Genomic DNA, 15181 nt, shown 5'->3' with positions numbered 1-15181 from the left:
AGAGAAGTAGTGCAAAAACAGTGTCACCAAGCATCGACCTAAAGGTCGACGTACCGGGAGTGATGGGCGAAATCCGGACCAGAGGTCCGAAACCAAGGCAAAACCGTACCTTACACCCCACTCCCAAGAAAAAATGAAACCGCTCCTCACGCTATTCCTCTGCCTAAGTCTCCCCCTTGCCCTATCGGCAAACAACCGGAGCACCGCCGAAGCACTAGCCGATGAGATCATGGAAGTCTCCGACTCCCTCGTCAAAGCCCGGCTCGCGGCTTTCGACGACAGCTGGGTCGAACACCGCCACGACCGGACGGTGCGCCGCCGCATCGTCAACTACATCGAGCGGTGGCCCGTCGCGACGGGGCGAATGTTGGCCCGTTCCGCGCGGTACTTCCCCATTTTTGAAGAGCAACTCGTCGCCAACGGAATGCCGCGGGAGCTGAAGTACGTCTCCATCCAGGAAAGCGCCCTGCGCCCCTACGCCACCAGCCGGGTGGGTGCCGGCGGGCTCTGGCAACTCATGCCGGGAACGGCCCGCGAACTCGGTCTGCGGGTAGACGACGTCGTCGACCAACGCCTCGACCCTGAACTGGGCTGCGCCGCCGGGCTGAAGTACCTGCGCCTGCAGTACGCGCGCTACGAAGATTGGTCGCTGGCCATCGCCGCCTACAACTGTGGGCCCGGCAACGTGAACAAGGCCATTCGCCGCAGCGGGCGGAAGGACCCATCCTACTGGCAAATCCGCGACCACCTGCCGGGGGAGACGTCGGATTACATCCCCAGCATCATCGCCGCCGTATACATCATGAACTACTACCACGATCACGACGTGGCCGTGGGGCAGATGGAACTCGACATGCAGGTCACCGAACCGATGATGATCTACCGCGACCTCAGCCTCCACCGCGTGGCCCAAGTCACGAACCTCCGGCCAGATAACATCGTCGAACTCAACCCCCAGTACCTGAAGGGTTACCTCCCCAAATCCGGCACGGGTTACCGGCTGCGCCTGCCGAGCCGCGTGGTACCCGCCATGCGGACCTACCTCAACACCCACCCAGCCTCCACCGAAGAATGCGACGTGGCCCTGCCCTGGACGAGCCCCCGCCTCCACGACGGCGAACTGAACCCGGACCAGTTCTACAACCAATACCTCACCGTAGCCGGCTACCGCGATACCACCCTCCGCCAACTGGCCGAGCAAAACCAGATCCCCGTCGACCAACTAGCCATCTGGAGCAACGCCGGCGTCCTGGATAGCCTCCACGAATTCGACCGCCTCGTCTTCTACCGCGTAGCCGAATACCTCCCCTACGACCCGCGCACCCGCAATACGCCGCCGGCCCCGGAACTGCTCGTCAACCTCCCCCCGGCGCCACTGGCACTGCCCGGTTACCGACGCCACGTTCCCGCTAAACCAAACGCCCTCCCCGCTGCACCGATTGCCAAGAAGCGCACCTTTGCGGATCGGATTAAGGGGTGGTTCTAGGGGCACGGGTGGGCATTGTAGTGGACCGTAGCTTTTATTGCGCTTTTATGAATGTGGTGGTAATGAGTTTCTAGTAGCTAGTTTCTAGTGGAGAGTATCGAGTTGCAAGTATGGAGATGCCCTGCACGAACGCAGTGAGCAAAGCCGTGCGGAGCCAATCAGTCCTCGCCAATCGAGTATCGAGAATCGAGAATCAAATTCCCCTTATCTTAGGCTCCACAAAAAGTCTGCCCCCAAATCCGCTTTCCCCAAAAACATATCCTCCCCCTACTCTGCCTGGTCGTCCTGTTGTCCGCCTGCGACTGGCTGTTGCCCCACGACGCTAAGAACTACGGCGTAGTAGGCATCGACGTCAGCCACCACCAGGGTCTTATTCGGTGGGACAGAGTGGGCACAACCGGCTACGATTTCGTCTTCATGAAGGCCACCGAAGGCCGGTCCTTGCGCGATAAAGCTTTTTTGTACAACTGGACGGAAGCCGGCAAACAGGACCTCCGCCGCGGCGCCTATCACTTCTTCCTGCCCTACGTCCCCGCCATCGAACAGGCCAATAATTTTATGGCCACCGTCGACCTCCAACCCGGCGACTTCCCCCCGGTCCTCGACGTCGAGAAAGCTGGACAACTTTCGCCCGATCGTTTAGTGGAAATGATCCAGGAATGGTCCGCCGCCACCGAGGAGCGGTACGGCGTCAAGCCCATCATCTACTCCGGGCAAAATTTCTACAACCGCTACCTCTCCGGCCAATTGAAGGACCACCACTTCTGGCTGGCCCGCTACGCCCGCAAAAAACCGGTGACTGTGGATAACCACGCGTACGCCTTCTGGCAATTCACCGACCGGGGCAAAACCCGCGGCATCAACGGCCGCATCGACAAAAACGTCTTCACCGGCTCCGCCGAAACCTGGCAGGAACTCGTCATCCCCAACGAAACGGAACCCACTCCACGGGAACCAAATATCTCGGTTTCTTCCCTGTTAGCGCTATAGCGATCCCGGTAGGGATCACCATGATAGCCCGGGATCAGGCTTGACCGAAGGTCAAACAGATCCCGGGTTTTCGTTAAACCCCTCCAAATTCCGCCCCCCTAAACCTCCTCACTCCCCGGAATCGCAAAATTCCGCCCCGAAAGCCCTTCCGTAAACGCCCGTTTCGTCCCCGCATCAATTTGTAGTTGGTCCGCCAGGAAGTCCGCCAGCAAAAGGCCGATGGTTTTGGTTTCCACCAAAAAACCGTCGTGGCCGTAATCCGATTGCATCACCTCCAGCCTGCTGTTTTTGATGTGGCGGGAGAGCAACGATTGCTCCTCCGTCGGAAACAAAATATCCGTATCGATACTGATGATGAGCGTCGGCGACTGGATCGTGGCCAGCGCCACCGCCTCTCCGCCCCGGTGCCGGCCCAGGTTGTGGGTATCCATGCTCCGGGAGAGGGTGTAGTAGCAAACTGGGTCGAAGCGCTTCCACAGTTTGAAGCCCTGGTAACGCTGGTAGCTACTGGCGCGAAAATCGTCCACGTCGTTCAGGTCGGGTTGGGTCTGGGTCGCGTCGTAGGTCCGGTAGTGGCGGTAACTCAGCACGGCCAAGGCGCGAGCGGCTTCGAGGCCGGCCTTCCCGGCGTCGGGTGCGTCCGTGCCCAGGGTGGCGTCCGCCCGCAAGGCCATCCGTTGGGTTTCGTTGAAGGCAATTCCGTAGGCGGAGTGCCGAGCGTTCGTAGCCAGTAAGCACAGCAGTTCGATGCGCTCCGGCTGCAGGCAGGCCCACTCGCCAGCACACTGCCCACCCATGCTGCCGCCCATCAGCAGCCGGATCTTCCCGATACCAAGGTGATCCGCCACCAATGCAAAGAACCGGGCGTTATCCCGCGTCGTCACCAACGGAAAATCGAGCCCGTAGGCCCGTCCCGTTTCCGGGTTCAGGCTCAGCGGGCTCGTCGTTCCGTAGCAACTTCCCAGCATATTCACGCAGACGATGAAATACTTCTCCGGGTCCAACGTATCCCCCGGCCCCACCAGCCCCGGCCACCAATCCGCGCAGTCGGAATTAGCCGTCAGCGCGTGGCAAACGAAGATGACGTTATCCCGCGCCGCGTTCAACGCCCCGTAGGTGTTGTACGCCGCCGTCACCTCCGGCAGGGTAGCGCCGGATTCGAGGGTAAAGGGATGCATGATGTGTAGGTAGTTAGTCAGGGATCAGTATTTAATGACATATAAAAAACACCCCACCGTTTGCCCCGGGAGGGGTAAACCTCGTAGCCCGGTGTTCGTCGAAGACGCGCTCCGGGTTTTTGTTAATTCCGGGTTTTCGTTAATCCACGGAATCATTACCACTCCCGGGTTTTCATTATTCGCCCGTGGTTTCCGTTATCTCCGAATTTCCGTTATCTCCAAATTTTCAAAATCAACCCGGGGCATCCAAAAACACCCCGGGTTCATCTACCATCAAACCAACGCCAACGCCTGCGCCAGATCCGCCTTAATGTCCTCAATGTGCTCAATACCAACCGACACGCGTAGCGCATTTGGCTCCACGCCCGCGGCGCGTTGCTCGTGCTCGTTGAGTTGTTGGTGGGTCGTCGCCGCCGGTTGGATGATGAGCGTCTTCGCGTCGCCCACGTTGGCCAGGTGGCTGATTAGTTTGAGGTTGTCCACCACTTTGGTGGCGTCTGCCTTACCGCCCTTCACCGTGAAGTTGAGGACGCCGCCGAAACCATTTCGCAGGTATTTTTGGGCGTTCGCGTGGCCGGGGTGGTCGGGCAGGCCGGCGTAGCTGACGGATTCCACCTTATCGTGGCCGTCCAACCACTTAGCCAGTTCCAGGGCATTATCGACGTGGCGCTGCACGCGGAGGGAAAGCGTTTCCAATCCCTGGATGAACATCCACGCGTTGAAGGGGCTCACCGCCGGGCCGAAGTCGCGCAGGCCTTCCACCCGCAGGCGGATGGCAAAGGCGATGTTACCGAAGGGGCCATCCTTACCGAATACGTCGTTGAAGACCAACCCGTGGTAACCGGGGCTGGGGTCGGTGAACTGGGGGTACTTCCCGTTCCCGAAATCGTAAGTGCCGCCGTCGATCACGACGCCGCCGATGCTCGTCCCGTGGCCGCCGATCCACTTGGTGGCGGATTCCACAACGATGTGCGCGCCGTGCTTCAGCGGCTGGCAGAGATACCCGCCGGCGCCAAAGGTGTTGTCCACCACCAGCGGGAGGTCGTGCTCGTTCGCCACCTTGGCGAGGCCTTCGAAGTCGGCCACCAGGAAGCTGGGGTTCGGCAGCGTCTCGGCGTAAAGGGCCTTGGTGTTCTCGTCGATCAGCTTGGCGAAGTCGGCCGGGTCGGTGCTTTCCGCCCACCGCACTTCGATGCCAATGCGCTTGAAGGCGACCTTGAATTGGTTGTACGTCCCCCCGTACAGGTAGGGGCTGGAGACAATGTTGTCCCCCGCCGAAGCCAGGTTATTAATGGCCAGGAACTGGGCGGACTGCCCGGAAGCCGTCGCCACCGCCGCCACGCCACCTTCGAGGGCGGCGATCCGCTTTTCGAAGACGTCCGTCGTCGGGTTCATCAGGCGGGTGTAGATGTTGCCAAATTCCTGGAGGCCGAAGAGTTTGGCCCCGTGCTCGCTGTCCTTGAACGTAAAGCTCGTCGTCTGGTAAAGCGGCTGGGCGCGGCTGCGCGTCGTCTCATCGACTTCCTGGCCGGCGTGGAGTTGTAGTGTTTCGAAATGCATGTTTTGCTATTTATTTTTTAAGAATTGAAGATTATTGATTGCGGGCGCTGCCGCGGGTGCAGTGCGAGGACCGAATAAAAGAGGTACCGGAGAATTGAGGATAGGCCCGTTCAAGACGGGATAACCCTGCACGGGAAAAGTGCGGGCACCAAGACTATCAAGAAAGTGGGTAGCTTCATCAAGCGTAGCGGCGAGAATGTCGTCAATCGCGGCTGCGTCCTGGCGGAGGGCGTCGTGCATGGCTGAAGGATTTTATAGTTCCACCGGGCAAAACGCACTGCGGTGGCGGGATTTGGCACCTTTTCATCCGAAGCCATCGGAGGAATGGTTGCCAGGGTTTCAGGGAGCCCGTGCTCTCCACCCTTCGTTATAAAATGCCGGAAAGCGTACGATCCAGCGGTGCGCAAATGTAAGGGCACCCCCCATAGTTTACAAATGAAGCTTTCTTCATGTGTGGGTAATCCGTTGAATGACAGCACCGTGAACGTATCCCCAATATTTACGATGTATCTTTGCACCCCCATACCGTCAAATAAAACCTCAGCATGGCCCCTACTTCAATTACCCGCCGTTTGGTGGGCACCGGCGTTTTCGTATTCGCCCTTCTTCTTCAATTTACCCTGACCGGACAGGTCTGGATCAACGAGTTCCACTACGATAACGGAGGAACGGACCAAAACGAGTTCGTAGAAGTTGCCGGCCTGGCTGGTACTGACCTCACGACCTACTCCATCGTCTTTTACAATGGCTCCAGCGGGACGACCTACGGTACGCTACCCCTCACCGGATCCATCGATAACGAAGCGGGCACCAACTACGGCGCCGTTGGCTTTCCCTATCCTGGCTTCATGAATGCTGGCTCAACGGTTACCACGAGCACCAACCCCGACGGCCTGGCATTGGTGAAAGGCACGACTGTCCTCCAATTCCTGAGTTACGAGGGATCCTTCGTAGCTACGAACGGCCCCGCCAACGGTATGACGAGCGTCGATATTGGTGTTCGTGAATCCTCCAGCACCACCGCAAATCAATCACTACAACTTAAAGGCACTGGCAACGCGGCGACAGATTTCACCTGGAACGCCCCCTCCATGGCAAGCAATGGCTCCCTCAACGCCGGCCAAACCATCCAGGGCGCCGCGCAAATCGGTACGGCCCAGTATCCGAGCCTCTCCGCGGCCATCCTCGCCGCTACGCCGGGCAGCACCGTCACCCTGCTGGAGGACGTGACCGAAGGCCAGTTCAACATCAGCGTTGGTGATGTGACCGTTGACGGTGGTGGCTTCACGGTTACCTCCGCCCAGAACGACGTTACGGACCGGATCTTCGAGGTCACGGCGCCCAACTTCACTTTGCGGAACATCACACTCGTAGATGCCCCCACCTTCTCCCTCATCTCCAGCTTTGGGGCGGATGGCATCGTACTCTCCGACATCACGGTGCGGAACAGCGGGCGGTCCGGGATCGCCATCGCCTGTACCGACGGCGCTACGCTGACGGACATTTCCGTTTTTGATACCCAGGGTGGCCTGGCCTTTAGCATCACCAATACGCGCAACCTGACGCTCACGAACGTGACGACCTCCGGCAACTCCTTCGGCGGTGGTTTCTCGGCGAGCATCGGCGTGTTTTCCAGCACGGACCCCAACTTCTGTGGTGCGGGCAACACCAATCTCGCCACCGACAACATCGTCGTCACGGGCGTGGTCAACATCAGTGAGCCGACGGCTTACTACACGCAGAACGTATCCACATCCCCCGTCACTTTTAACCCCACCACGGTCGTGACGCCCGCCGGTCTTCCCTTCCGCGTGGAGTCTCCCGGCGACGCGCTCTTCTTCAGCGCCGATGCGGCCGGAGCCATCGCGGGGGCGGGTAATGTCCTTCTTGGTAACCCGGGCGCCGCCGCTACGCTGACGATCACGGATACAGATACCGGCAATCGCATCGTCGCCGCCGACATCAACCCACCGGCCAATCCCCAGGCTACGGTGGACATGAGCGTGCAGGCAGCCGTCAACTCCATCCCCGCGGCTACCCCGACGACCATTCAGGTGCGGGGCGGCACTTACCCGGAGGCCGTCGATTACGGCACCAAGGAAATAACCATTCAGGTGGGGTTGGATTAAAATTCTAGCCAGCCATTAGTGGGGAGGCACCTGCCACTCCCGCATCAACCGGCCCGTTATCCTTTTTGGTGGCGGGCCGGTTTTTTGTTTAATTCAGTCCTCCGTTTGCAGGCTTCTAAACCCTTTGCCTGGCACCCGCGGCAGCGCCATGCAATAAGTCCCGCACTCAGTCGGGGCGCCCAGCATGCCATATGGGCGCTGCCGCAGGTGCGGTGAAATGGGACCGGGAAACCGAAAAAAATGGGTGAACTACGGGGAAGAACCGACCGTTAAGGTGAAAACCTGAACCCCGTGAAAAAACTACCCGTCTTCCTACTTACTACCCTAATGTTTCTGGGCGCCGCCCTGGTTTTTGCCGGAGCGATCTGTAAGATTCAGTCGTGGGAGGTGAGCCCGTGGGTACTGCCGGCGGGCGTACTGCTCGGCTTACTGGGGACGATCGGCTTCGTCTTCAATGCCCTGCGGCGGCCCGAGGTAACGAAGGTGGAACCCACTTTGATGCTGCGCGACCTTCCCGAAAAAGAAGCCACCCCGCAGGCCCGGCCGGCGGCGGATGACCAACTGGTCTAGCACGCTTCCGGACAAACTTGCACGGTGATGGGCTACCTCCGCCGCATGCCCGCCACCCTCCGCCTTTCCCTGTTGCAATGGACGCAGAACAGCACTTTCGCCTGCGTCGCGATCACGCTGGGGACCTACCTGCTGCGGACGCTCGAATTCAGCGGCCGGGAGGTGGGCATGGTGTACGCTTCGGCCGCGATCGCCGCCACCGTTTCCCCACCAATCACGGGCTGGCTGGCGGACAAACACTTCAGCGCGGACCGGATGCTCGTCTACCTCAACCTCTTCGCCGCGGTGGCGCTGACGGGCTGCTTTTTCGTGGATGCCTTCCTCCCCTTCTACGGCCTGATCTTGCTGTTCAACCTGTGCTTCATGCCGACGTTCAGCCTGCTTTCGAGCGTCTGCTTCCACCAGTTAGAGCGGCCGTCGGAGCAGTTTCCCGCGGTGCGGACGTGGGGGACGGTCGGGTTCACCGTCGTTGGCTTCGCCCTGGGTTTACTGGGTTGGGAGCCGACCGCCTGGCCCCTTCTCCTGGGCGTCGGCTACTGCCTGCTGACGGCCACGCTGGCCTGGGGATTGGACGAGATCCCGCCCCAGCCGGGCTTTAGTTGGTCGGATGTAGGCGGCGAAGAAGTGAAGCAGATCTTCCGTGAACCGGGCATGCTCGTACTGATGGTGGCCATGCTGCTGTCGTGCATCCCGTCGGCTTTCTACTACAGCTTCGTCAACCCCTTCCTGACGGAGATCGGGTGGTCGGCCGCGGCGGCGAAGATGTCGATTGGAAACGTGGGGGAAGTATTTATCCTGCTTTCGTTACCCTTCGTGCTGCGGAAGGTCCGTTTCCGGCGGGTCGTCTTCTGGGGCCTGTTCCTGTGGGGTGCCCGCTACCTGGCCTTCATGGTGGGTCGGCCAGGACATCAGGAGTGGCTACTCTACGCTGGAATCATGGTGCAGGGCATCTGCTTCGTCTGGATCGTCGTGGCCGCCCAGATCTACGTTGATAACCGCGTCCCCAAAAGCCTGCGGAGTACCGCCCAGGGATTGATCGTATTCGCCAACCAGGGCGTCGGGATGATCCTCGGCAGCTGGCTCGCCGGAGAAGTCGTCAACGCCTACGCCCTGGCGGATGGCAGCCACGATTGGGCGGGTATTTGGGTGATTCCCGGAACGGTTGGGGTGGTTGCTGCGTTGGGGTTTTGGGCGTGGTTCCCAAGGGATTCTCGATTCTCGATTCTCGATTCTCGATAAGTGAGGACTGATTGGCTACCGCACAGCTATGCTCTCTTCGTTCGTACGGGACACCTCGCAACTCGACACTCGGAACTCGCAACTTGATACTTGCAACTCGATACTCGCAACTCGACACTCGCAACTTGCAACTCTAAAACTCGCAACTTAAAAACTAAAAATGTCATCATTCTCCACCCTAGGCATCTCCAAAGACTACGTAAAGGGCCTCAAAGAGCTCGGGATCATCAAACCGACCCAAATTCAGGAGGAGGTCATTCCCATCTTGCTGAAGAAGAAAACAGACCTGATCGGGCTGGCCCAGACCGGGACGGGGAAGACGGCCGCGTTCGGATTGCCGTTGCTGGCCAGTATCGACCCGAAGAAGGAGGAAGTGCAGGGGCTCATCATTGCGCCGACGCGGGAGCTCGTGCAGCAGATCCAGAAGCAACTCTTCAAGTTTACGAAATACGTGGACGCGCGGATCTTCGCCGAGGGCGTGTACGGAGGCGACAAGATCTACCGGCAAATCAAGGCGCTTTCCCGGCCGACGCACATCGTCGTGGCTACCCCCGGCCGGCTGCTCGACCTCGTGAAGCGGGAAGCGGTGGATATCTCGAAGGTCCAAACACTCGTGCTGGACGAAGCCGACGAGATGCTCAGCATGGGCTTTAAGGAAGACCTGCGCAAGATCCTGAAGTACAACAAGGCGAAGCGTAATACCTGGCTCTTTTCCGCCACCATGCCCGAGGAGATCAAGCGGATCGTGAAGACCTACATGTCGCCCGAGGCCGTGCGCGTACAGGTGAACCGCCACGATATGGTGAACCGGAACATTACCCACTACTACGTCAAGACCAAGATCAACGATAAGATCGACGTCATCGTCCGCATCCTCAAGCGGCGGGCCGGCGAACGGGGGCTCATCTTCTGCCGGACGAAGGCGGGCACCCAGGCCCTCGCCACCGCATTGAAGAAGTACGATTTCGCCATCGGTGCCCTCGAGGGAGACATGACTCAGAAGGAACGGGACAAGGTGATGCGCGCCTTCCGTAACGAAAAACTGCAATTCCTCGTCTCGACGGATATTTCCGCCCGGGGGATTGACGTGAACGATCTCTCCTTCGTCCTCCACCACCAGCTACCGGAGCACCTCGAATACTACACCCACCGTAGTGGCCGAACGGCCCGGGGCGGCAAGAAGGGGGAGTCGATCGCCCTCATCATATCCGGCGAAATGAGCAAGGTGCGGACGATTGAGCAGGGTTTGGGGATTCGGTTTCGGGAGGTTACGGTTTAGGGGGGGCAGAACGCTGAATAGCCAAAAACATAACCATTTGATATTCAAATATCATATTATTATGATGATTTGATATTTGAATATCAAATCATGATGTTTTTCATCAAAATACCAATCCATGCTTCCCAAAAAATACCCCCTGGGCCTCCAACTCTACGGTGTGCGGGATGACATGGCCAGTGACCCCATCGCTACCCTCGACGCGCTTCAGAGAATGGGCTATCAACACTTCGAAGTATACGGCCTCGACGCGGACCGCTCCTACATTTACGGTCACCCCTGCCGCACTTTTCGGGACATCCTCCACGATCGCGGGCTGCGCGCCACCAGTGGCCACTTCAGCTTTCATGAGTATCTGGACGGGCCAGAAGTTCGCTTCTGGCAATTCGTCGACCGGGTGATCGCCGCCGCCCTGGATTTGGAGCTGGACTACATCACCTGGCCCACGCTTGCCCCGGCGCAACGCAACGCGGCGACCATCCGCCGTCTTCCGAACCTGTTCAACCGCATCGGCGAACGGGCGCGGGATGCTGGGCTCGGTTTCGCTTTTCACAATAACGGGTACGAGTTCTTCGACTACGGTGGGGTGGTGGCCTACGACCTCGTCCTGCGAGAAACCGACCCGGCGCTCGTCCGGCTCCAATTGGATATGTACTGGGTCCTGCACGCCGGGGTGACGACGCCCAAAGCCATCGTGGAGGCCCACCCCGGCCGCTTCGTGATGTGGCACCTCAAAGACATGCACCCCGTTTCGCGAGACTACACTGAATTCGGCACTGGCACCATCGACTACCCCGCCGTGCTACCCGACCCGGAGTTGGCCGGTTTGCAGCATTGTTATTTGGAGCAAGGGGGGAATTTTGCGGAGAGTGCGTTGCGGAGTGCGGCGGTGGGGGCTGGGTATTATTTTGGTGGGAATCCCTCTCCCCCGGCCCCTCTCCAGGGGAGAGGGGTGACCTGACTTCTGAGATTTCTATAACGAGTGATGAAATTTCAGTTCACTATGTCCTTGGTGAATGAGACTTGGAATAAAGATTTAAACCTTTTAATGATTCTTATGTCCCGGAGATTCAGCTCCCCTCTCCTTTGGACCACGAAGTAGCTGCGCAGCAAAAGGGGCGGCGGAGAGCCCCCCCTCAAACCTCCAAAATCCTAACCTTACGCTTCTTCACTCGCGTATTATTCAGCAACGCCACCAAGGCCTCCGCCTTCTTTTTGGGGACGCCCACGAAAGCGCAATCCGTCAACAACTCGATGACGCCCAGTTCGCCTTTTTGGAGGCCGCCCTGTTTGAAGAAGAGACCGGCCAGATCGCCCTTCGAGATCTTGTCGCGGCGGCCGGCCGAGACGTAGAGGGTCGTCCAGTTGGAGTTTTCGGCGCGGCGGGGGGTGAGGGGGAGCTCGGCGGCTTCCACTTTGCCCAGGTACTCGGCGGCGGGGAGGCCGGCGTAGCGGAGGACGTAGGCCGTCCCGTTAGCGTGCATCCGGGCGGTGCGGCCGTTGCGGTGGGTAAACTCGGCTTCCCGGAGGGGGAGTTGGTAGTGAATGATGAAGTCCAGTTCCGGGACGTCGATCCCGCGCGCCGCCAGGTCCGTGGCCAGGAGGATGCGGTGGGTGCCGTTGCGGAACTTGATCAGGGCCCGTTCCCGGTCCTGCTGCTCGAGGCCGCCCATGAAGGTGCCGTAGTCGATCCCCCGGCTATCGAGGAACTCCCCGACGAAGGCGAGGGTGCTCTTCACGTTGCAGAAGATGATGCCCCGGCCGTTGCCCGTTTCGCCGAGGAGGGCTTCCAGCACGTCGAGTTTGTCCTTCTGTTCGGAGACGGCCTCCACGATGCGGAGGCGGCTGCTTCGGGTACCGAGGTAGTCGATGGTGACGGGGTCGGCCAGGCCCAGGAAGTCTGGGACTTCCACCGCCTGGGTGGCGGAGGTGAGGATCTTTTTTTGGACGTTCGGCAGGTCCCGGACGATCTGTTTCATCTCCCCTTCGAAACCCGTTTCCAATGATTTGTCGAACTCATCCAGGATGAGGGTTTTGATGCGGCGCACGTCGAAGGCTTCGCGGCGGAGGTGGTCCGCTACCCGGCCCGGCGTCCCGATCAGGAGGGCGGGTGGGTTTTTGAGGTCCTGCCGTTCCTTGGAGCCCGGCCGGCCACCGTAGACGGACTGCGAGCGGAAGCCACTCCCCATCTCCCGAAACACTTGCTCGATCTGGATGGCCAGCTCCCGGCTCGGGACCAGGATCAGCGCCTGGATGAGTTCTTCCTTCGGGCTCAGGGTATTGAGCAGGGGGAGGAGGAAGGCCAGGGTCTTACCCGTCCCCGTCGGGGAGAGCAACATCACCTCATCGCCGTGGAGGATGGCCTTGCGCGCTTCCCGTTGCATGGGGTTCAGCGCGGTAATGCCCAGTTTGGTCAGGATCTCAGCTTGTGATTTCATGGGGGCGAAGGTAAGCCATGGGTAGGGTCCCGACTTTAGTCGTACCCCGTAGGCTCGTACGCGCCGACTTTAGTCGGCGTTACCCATCCGCTCGCACTCCGTCCCAAAACACCGCACCCGCGGCAGCGCCACGCAGTAAGTCCCGCACTCAGTCGGGGCGCCCATATCATCAAAAATAAAAGCCACCCTCACCGCCCAATCAAATACAGCTCCCTTTGGCGCGGCCCGATGTAGCGGAAGCGCTCGCCGTCCCAGAAACCGTCTTCTTCCAACATCATGCGGATGTCCTTGTTCCAGGCGCTGATGAAGATGGCGTTGTTGAGTTCGATGCTGTACGCCGTGCCCGGGTGGAGGGGGTAATCGCCGCGGACGGGGACGCCGCCCTGCTGGTCCCACAGGCCGATCGTGGGGCCGGCGCCGTGGCCGTGGTAGCCGATCGGGTGGGTGTAAATGGTGGGGCGTAAGCCGGCCGCCTGGCCGTCCGCGAGGGTCTTGGCGAGGAGTTCGTTGCCGGTGCGCCCGTTGCGGAAATTGGCGGTGAGTTGGTCCATGACGCGCATGCCGCTGGCGTGGGCCGCGGTGAGGAAATCCGGGGCGGCCGTCTCGCCGGGGCGGAGCACGTAGGCGTTGTGCTGGGTGTCCGTATTGAGGCCGCAGTAGGTGATGCCGAAGTCGCAGTGCAGCAGGTCGCCGGGCTGGATGATCACCGCGCCGGGCCGGCTGGAGAAGCTGCGGAGGTGGTCGAAACGTTCGGGGTCGGCGCGCTGCACGTCCACGGTGGGGTGGAACCAGACGGGTAGGCCGAGCGCGGCGCAACGCTGGCGCATCCACCAGACGACGTCGTCCGTGGACGTCACGCCGGGCACGATAACGGCGTCGCTGAAGGCCTCCTGAATGATGCCGTGGGCCACGCGCATGATGTGGCGGTAGACGGTCATTTCGGCGGGGAGGCGGCTTTCGAGCCACCCGATGGCGAGCCGTTCGCCGCTCACGACGCGGTCGCGCGCGGTGGGTTCGAGGACGTCCAGGAGGCGCTCGTAGTGGTAGCTGCTGATGCCGTCGGCCAGGCCGAAATCCGCGCTGCGGTTCACCGCGATCCGCTTTGGTTGCCGGGCGTGGATGAGTTCGGCGAGCTGGGCCCACTGGTCGGGCTGGGCGTCCTTATCCCAGGCTTTTTTGAAGACGTCCCCCACGTCGTAGCGGGCGCAGGCGAGGGTTTCCAGCGGGCGCCCGCCGCCGGGGTCGTAGATGAGGAGCATGGTCGTGCGCCGCGCGCCCATCCAGTTGCTGGGCAGCATCGTTTTCAGCACCGGGTCCTCGTTGTACTCCCGGCTGATGAGGACCCACATATCGATCCCCTCCCGGCGCATGAGGGCGGGCAGGAGGGTATCCACGCGTTGCTGCAGCCAGGCGTCCCGCAGTTCTCCCTGCTGGCGTTGCGTGAGGATGGCCGTACCCATCATTTCCTGGGCGCTGACGCAGGTGCGAAGCTGGTGGGGGAGGAGGGGCGTGGCGAGGAGGAGGGTTAGGAGGAGGAGGGGGCGGAGCATTTTTTTGGGGATATTGTTGGGAAGGCCGAGCGTAGTTCAGGATTGCTAGCTCACTGCTTTAATTACCTGCCTTTGAGGCCATCGATTTTTTCGTCGTCCTGGTGGGCGTTGAAGATGGCTACGATCCGTACCTCCATTTTGGTAACCCGGTAAACGATGAGGTAAGACCACTTCGGCACGAAGCGGAAAGTTCGCTCTCCGTCGCTAATTTTTTCCAGCATGGAGTGCCGTTCGGGGAAGGTGTCGAGGCTTCTGATCGTCTCCTGAATGCCTCTATTAACGTGGCGGGCCACCTCAATCGAGCGCCGCTGGCGTAGGTACTTTAGTTCCTCGCGCAAGTCGTCCCGCGCTTCTTTGGCAATGACTACCCGATGTTTTCGCCTAGCCATGCGTCCGCCTCTTTTTCTAGGTAATCCGGTGTGAGATATTCACCCTCGTCGATCTGTTTTTCGGCTCTGGATATTTTAGCGCGCAATTCCTCCGTAGTCAGTGCCTGACCGGCGCGGTAGCCGATCGGTTCTTTTGCCTGGCCTGGGTTGGTAATACCCTCCGGCTGGTAGGTCCGGAACAACGTCTCGGTCATTTCAGCGAGCACGGCGAGCAGCTTTTCATCGGCTTGCTCGATGCGCAGGTGCAGCAGGTCTTTGGTGGCGGTGGCGTCCATAACGGAGAGGTTGGAAGGATGATGAAGTTGCTGGCTAAAGATAAGGGTTTAGGAATTTCGATTGTTGGCTAGTGGAAGGGATGGTACGTGATAGTCCC

General features: G+C 60.0%; 14 protein-coding genes and 1 riboswitch. Of the genes, 7 read left to right on the top strand and 7 right to left on the bottom strand.

Going from position 1 to position 15181, the window contains the following annotated elements; genetic code table 11:
- Positions 1-133 precede the first annotated feature (133 nt).
- Together A3850_RS05355 and A3850_RS05350 are read left to right on the top strand one after the other, a co-directional pair.
- On the top strand, positions 134-1486 hold the full coding sequence (locus tag A3850_RS05355) for a lytic transglycosylase domain-containing protein (RefSeq protein ID WP_068214854.1): 1353 nt from the start codon (positions 134-136) through the stop codon (positions 1484-1486).
- Between the two features lie 288 nt (positions 1487-1774).
- On the top strand, positions 1775-2476 hold the full coding sequence (locus A3850_RS05350; protein ID WP_197493992.1) for a glycoside hydrolase family 25 protein: 702 nt from the start codon (positions 1775-1777) through the stop codon (positions 2474-2476).
- Positions 2477-2574: 98 nt separating this feature from the next.
- Here A3850_RS05350 and metX read toward each other — a convergent pair whose 3' ends face one another.
- The 3 genes from metX to A3850_RS05335 all read right to left on the bottom strand — a co-directional run bounded on the left by metX (position 2575) and on the right by A3850_RS05335 (position 5454).
- Positions 2575-3654, bottom strand: coding sequence for a homoserine O-acetyltransferase (gene metX / locus A3850_RS05345; protein WP_082921633.1), 1080 nt, complete (start codon positions 3652-3654; stop codon positions 2575-2577).
- Between the two features lie 273 nt (positions 3655-3927).
- Positions 3928-5214, bottom strand: coding sequence for an O-acetylhomoserine aminocarboxypropyltransferase/cysteine synthase family protein (locus A3850_RS05340; RefSeq protein ID WP_068214851.1), 1287 nt, complete (start codon positions 5212-5214; stop codon positions 3928-3930).
- 6 nt (positions 5215-5220) lie between these two features.
- On the bottom strand, positions 5221-5454 hold the full coding sequence (locus tag A3850_RS05335) for a hypothetical protein (protein ID WP_068214850.1): 234 nt from the start codon (positions 5452-5454) through the stop codon (positions 5221-5223).
- A gap of 9 nt (positions 5455-5463) precedes the next feature.
- Positions 5464-5590: riboswitch (SAM riboswitch) on the bottom strand.
- Positions 5591-5759: 169 nt separating this feature from the next.
- On the opposite strand from A3850_RS05335, the gene A3850_RS05330 reads away from it, so the two are divergent.
- The 5 genes from A3850_RS05330 (at position 5760) to A3850_RS05310 (ending at position 11392) form a co-directional block, all read left to right on the top strand.
- On the top strand, positions 5760-7343 hold the full coding sequence (locus A3850_RS05330; protein ID WP_068214849.1) for a hypothetical protein: 1584 nt from the start codon (positions 5760-5762) through the stop codon (positions 7341-7343).
- Between the two features lie 291 nt (positions 7344-7634).
- On the top strand, positions 7635-7913 hold the full coding sequence (locus tag A3850_RS05325) for a hypothetical protein (RefSeq protein WP_157500905.1): 279 nt from the start codon (positions 7635-7637) through the stop codon (positions 7911-7913).
- A gap of 27 nt (positions 7914-7940) precedes the next feature.
- Positions 7941-9152 carry an MFS transporter gene (locus A3850_RS05320; protein ID WP_068214847.1) on the top strand — a complete coding sequence of 404 codons (1212 nt, stop codon included), beginning with the start codon at positions 7941-7943 and terminating at the stop codon, positions 9150-9152.
- Positions 9153-9312: 160 nt separating this feature from the next.
- On the top strand, positions 9313-10431 hold the full coding sequence (locus A3850_RS05315) for a DEAD/DEAH box helicase (RefSeq protein ID WP_068214846.1): 1119 nt from the start codon (positions 9313-9315) through the stop codon (positions 10429-10431).
- Between the two features lie 118 nt (positions 10432-10549).
- Positions 10550-11392 (top strand): sugar phosphate isomerase/epimerase, encoded by an 843-nt coding sequence (locus A3850_RS05310; RefSeq protein ID WP_068214845.1) that lies wholly within the window; start codon positions 10550-10552, stop codon positions 11390-11392.
- Positions 11393-11567: 175 nt separating this feature from the next.
- On the opposite strand, the gene A3850_RS05305 is transcribed toward A3850_RS05310, so the two are convergent.
- The 4 genes from A3850_RS05305 to A3850_RS05290 form a co-directional block, all read right to left on the bottom strand.
- A complete protein-coding gene (locus tag A3850_RS05305; protein ID WP_068214844.1) occupies positions 11568-12869 on the bottom strand; it encodes a DEAD/DEAH box helicase in 1302 nt (433 codons plus the stop codon).
- 188 nt (positions 12870-13057) lie between these two features.
- On the bottom strand, positions 13058-14419 hold the full coding sequence (locus A3850_RS05300) for a M24 family metallopeptidase (RefSeq protein WP_068214843.1): 1362 nt from the start codon (positions 14417-14419) through the stop codon (positions 13058-13060).
- 62 nt (positions 14420-14481) lie between these two features.
- On the bottom strand, positions 14482-14808 hold the full coding sequence (locus tag A3850_RS05295) for a type II toxin-antitoxin system RelE/ParE family toxin (RefSeq protein WP_068214842.1): 327 nt from the start codon (positions 14806-14808) through the stop codon (positions 14482-14484).
- The gene (locus A3850_RS05290; RefSeq protein WP_068214841.1) at positions 14784-15083 is read right to left on the bottom strand and encodes a hypothetical protein; all 300 of its coding nucleotides are present in this window, start codon (positions 15081-15083) and stop codon (positions 14784-14786) included. Before A3850_RS05290 ends, A3850_RS05295 begins: the two co-directional genes overlap by 25 nt.
- Positions 15084-15181 lie beyond the last annotated feature (98 nt).

Source organism: Lewinella sp. 4G2, from assembly GCF_001625015.1.
Taxonomy (GTDB): Bacteria; Bacteroidota; Bacteroidia; order Chitinophagales; family Saprospiraceae; genus Neolewinella.
This window is presented reverse-complemented; position numbering and strand designations above follow the sequence as displayed.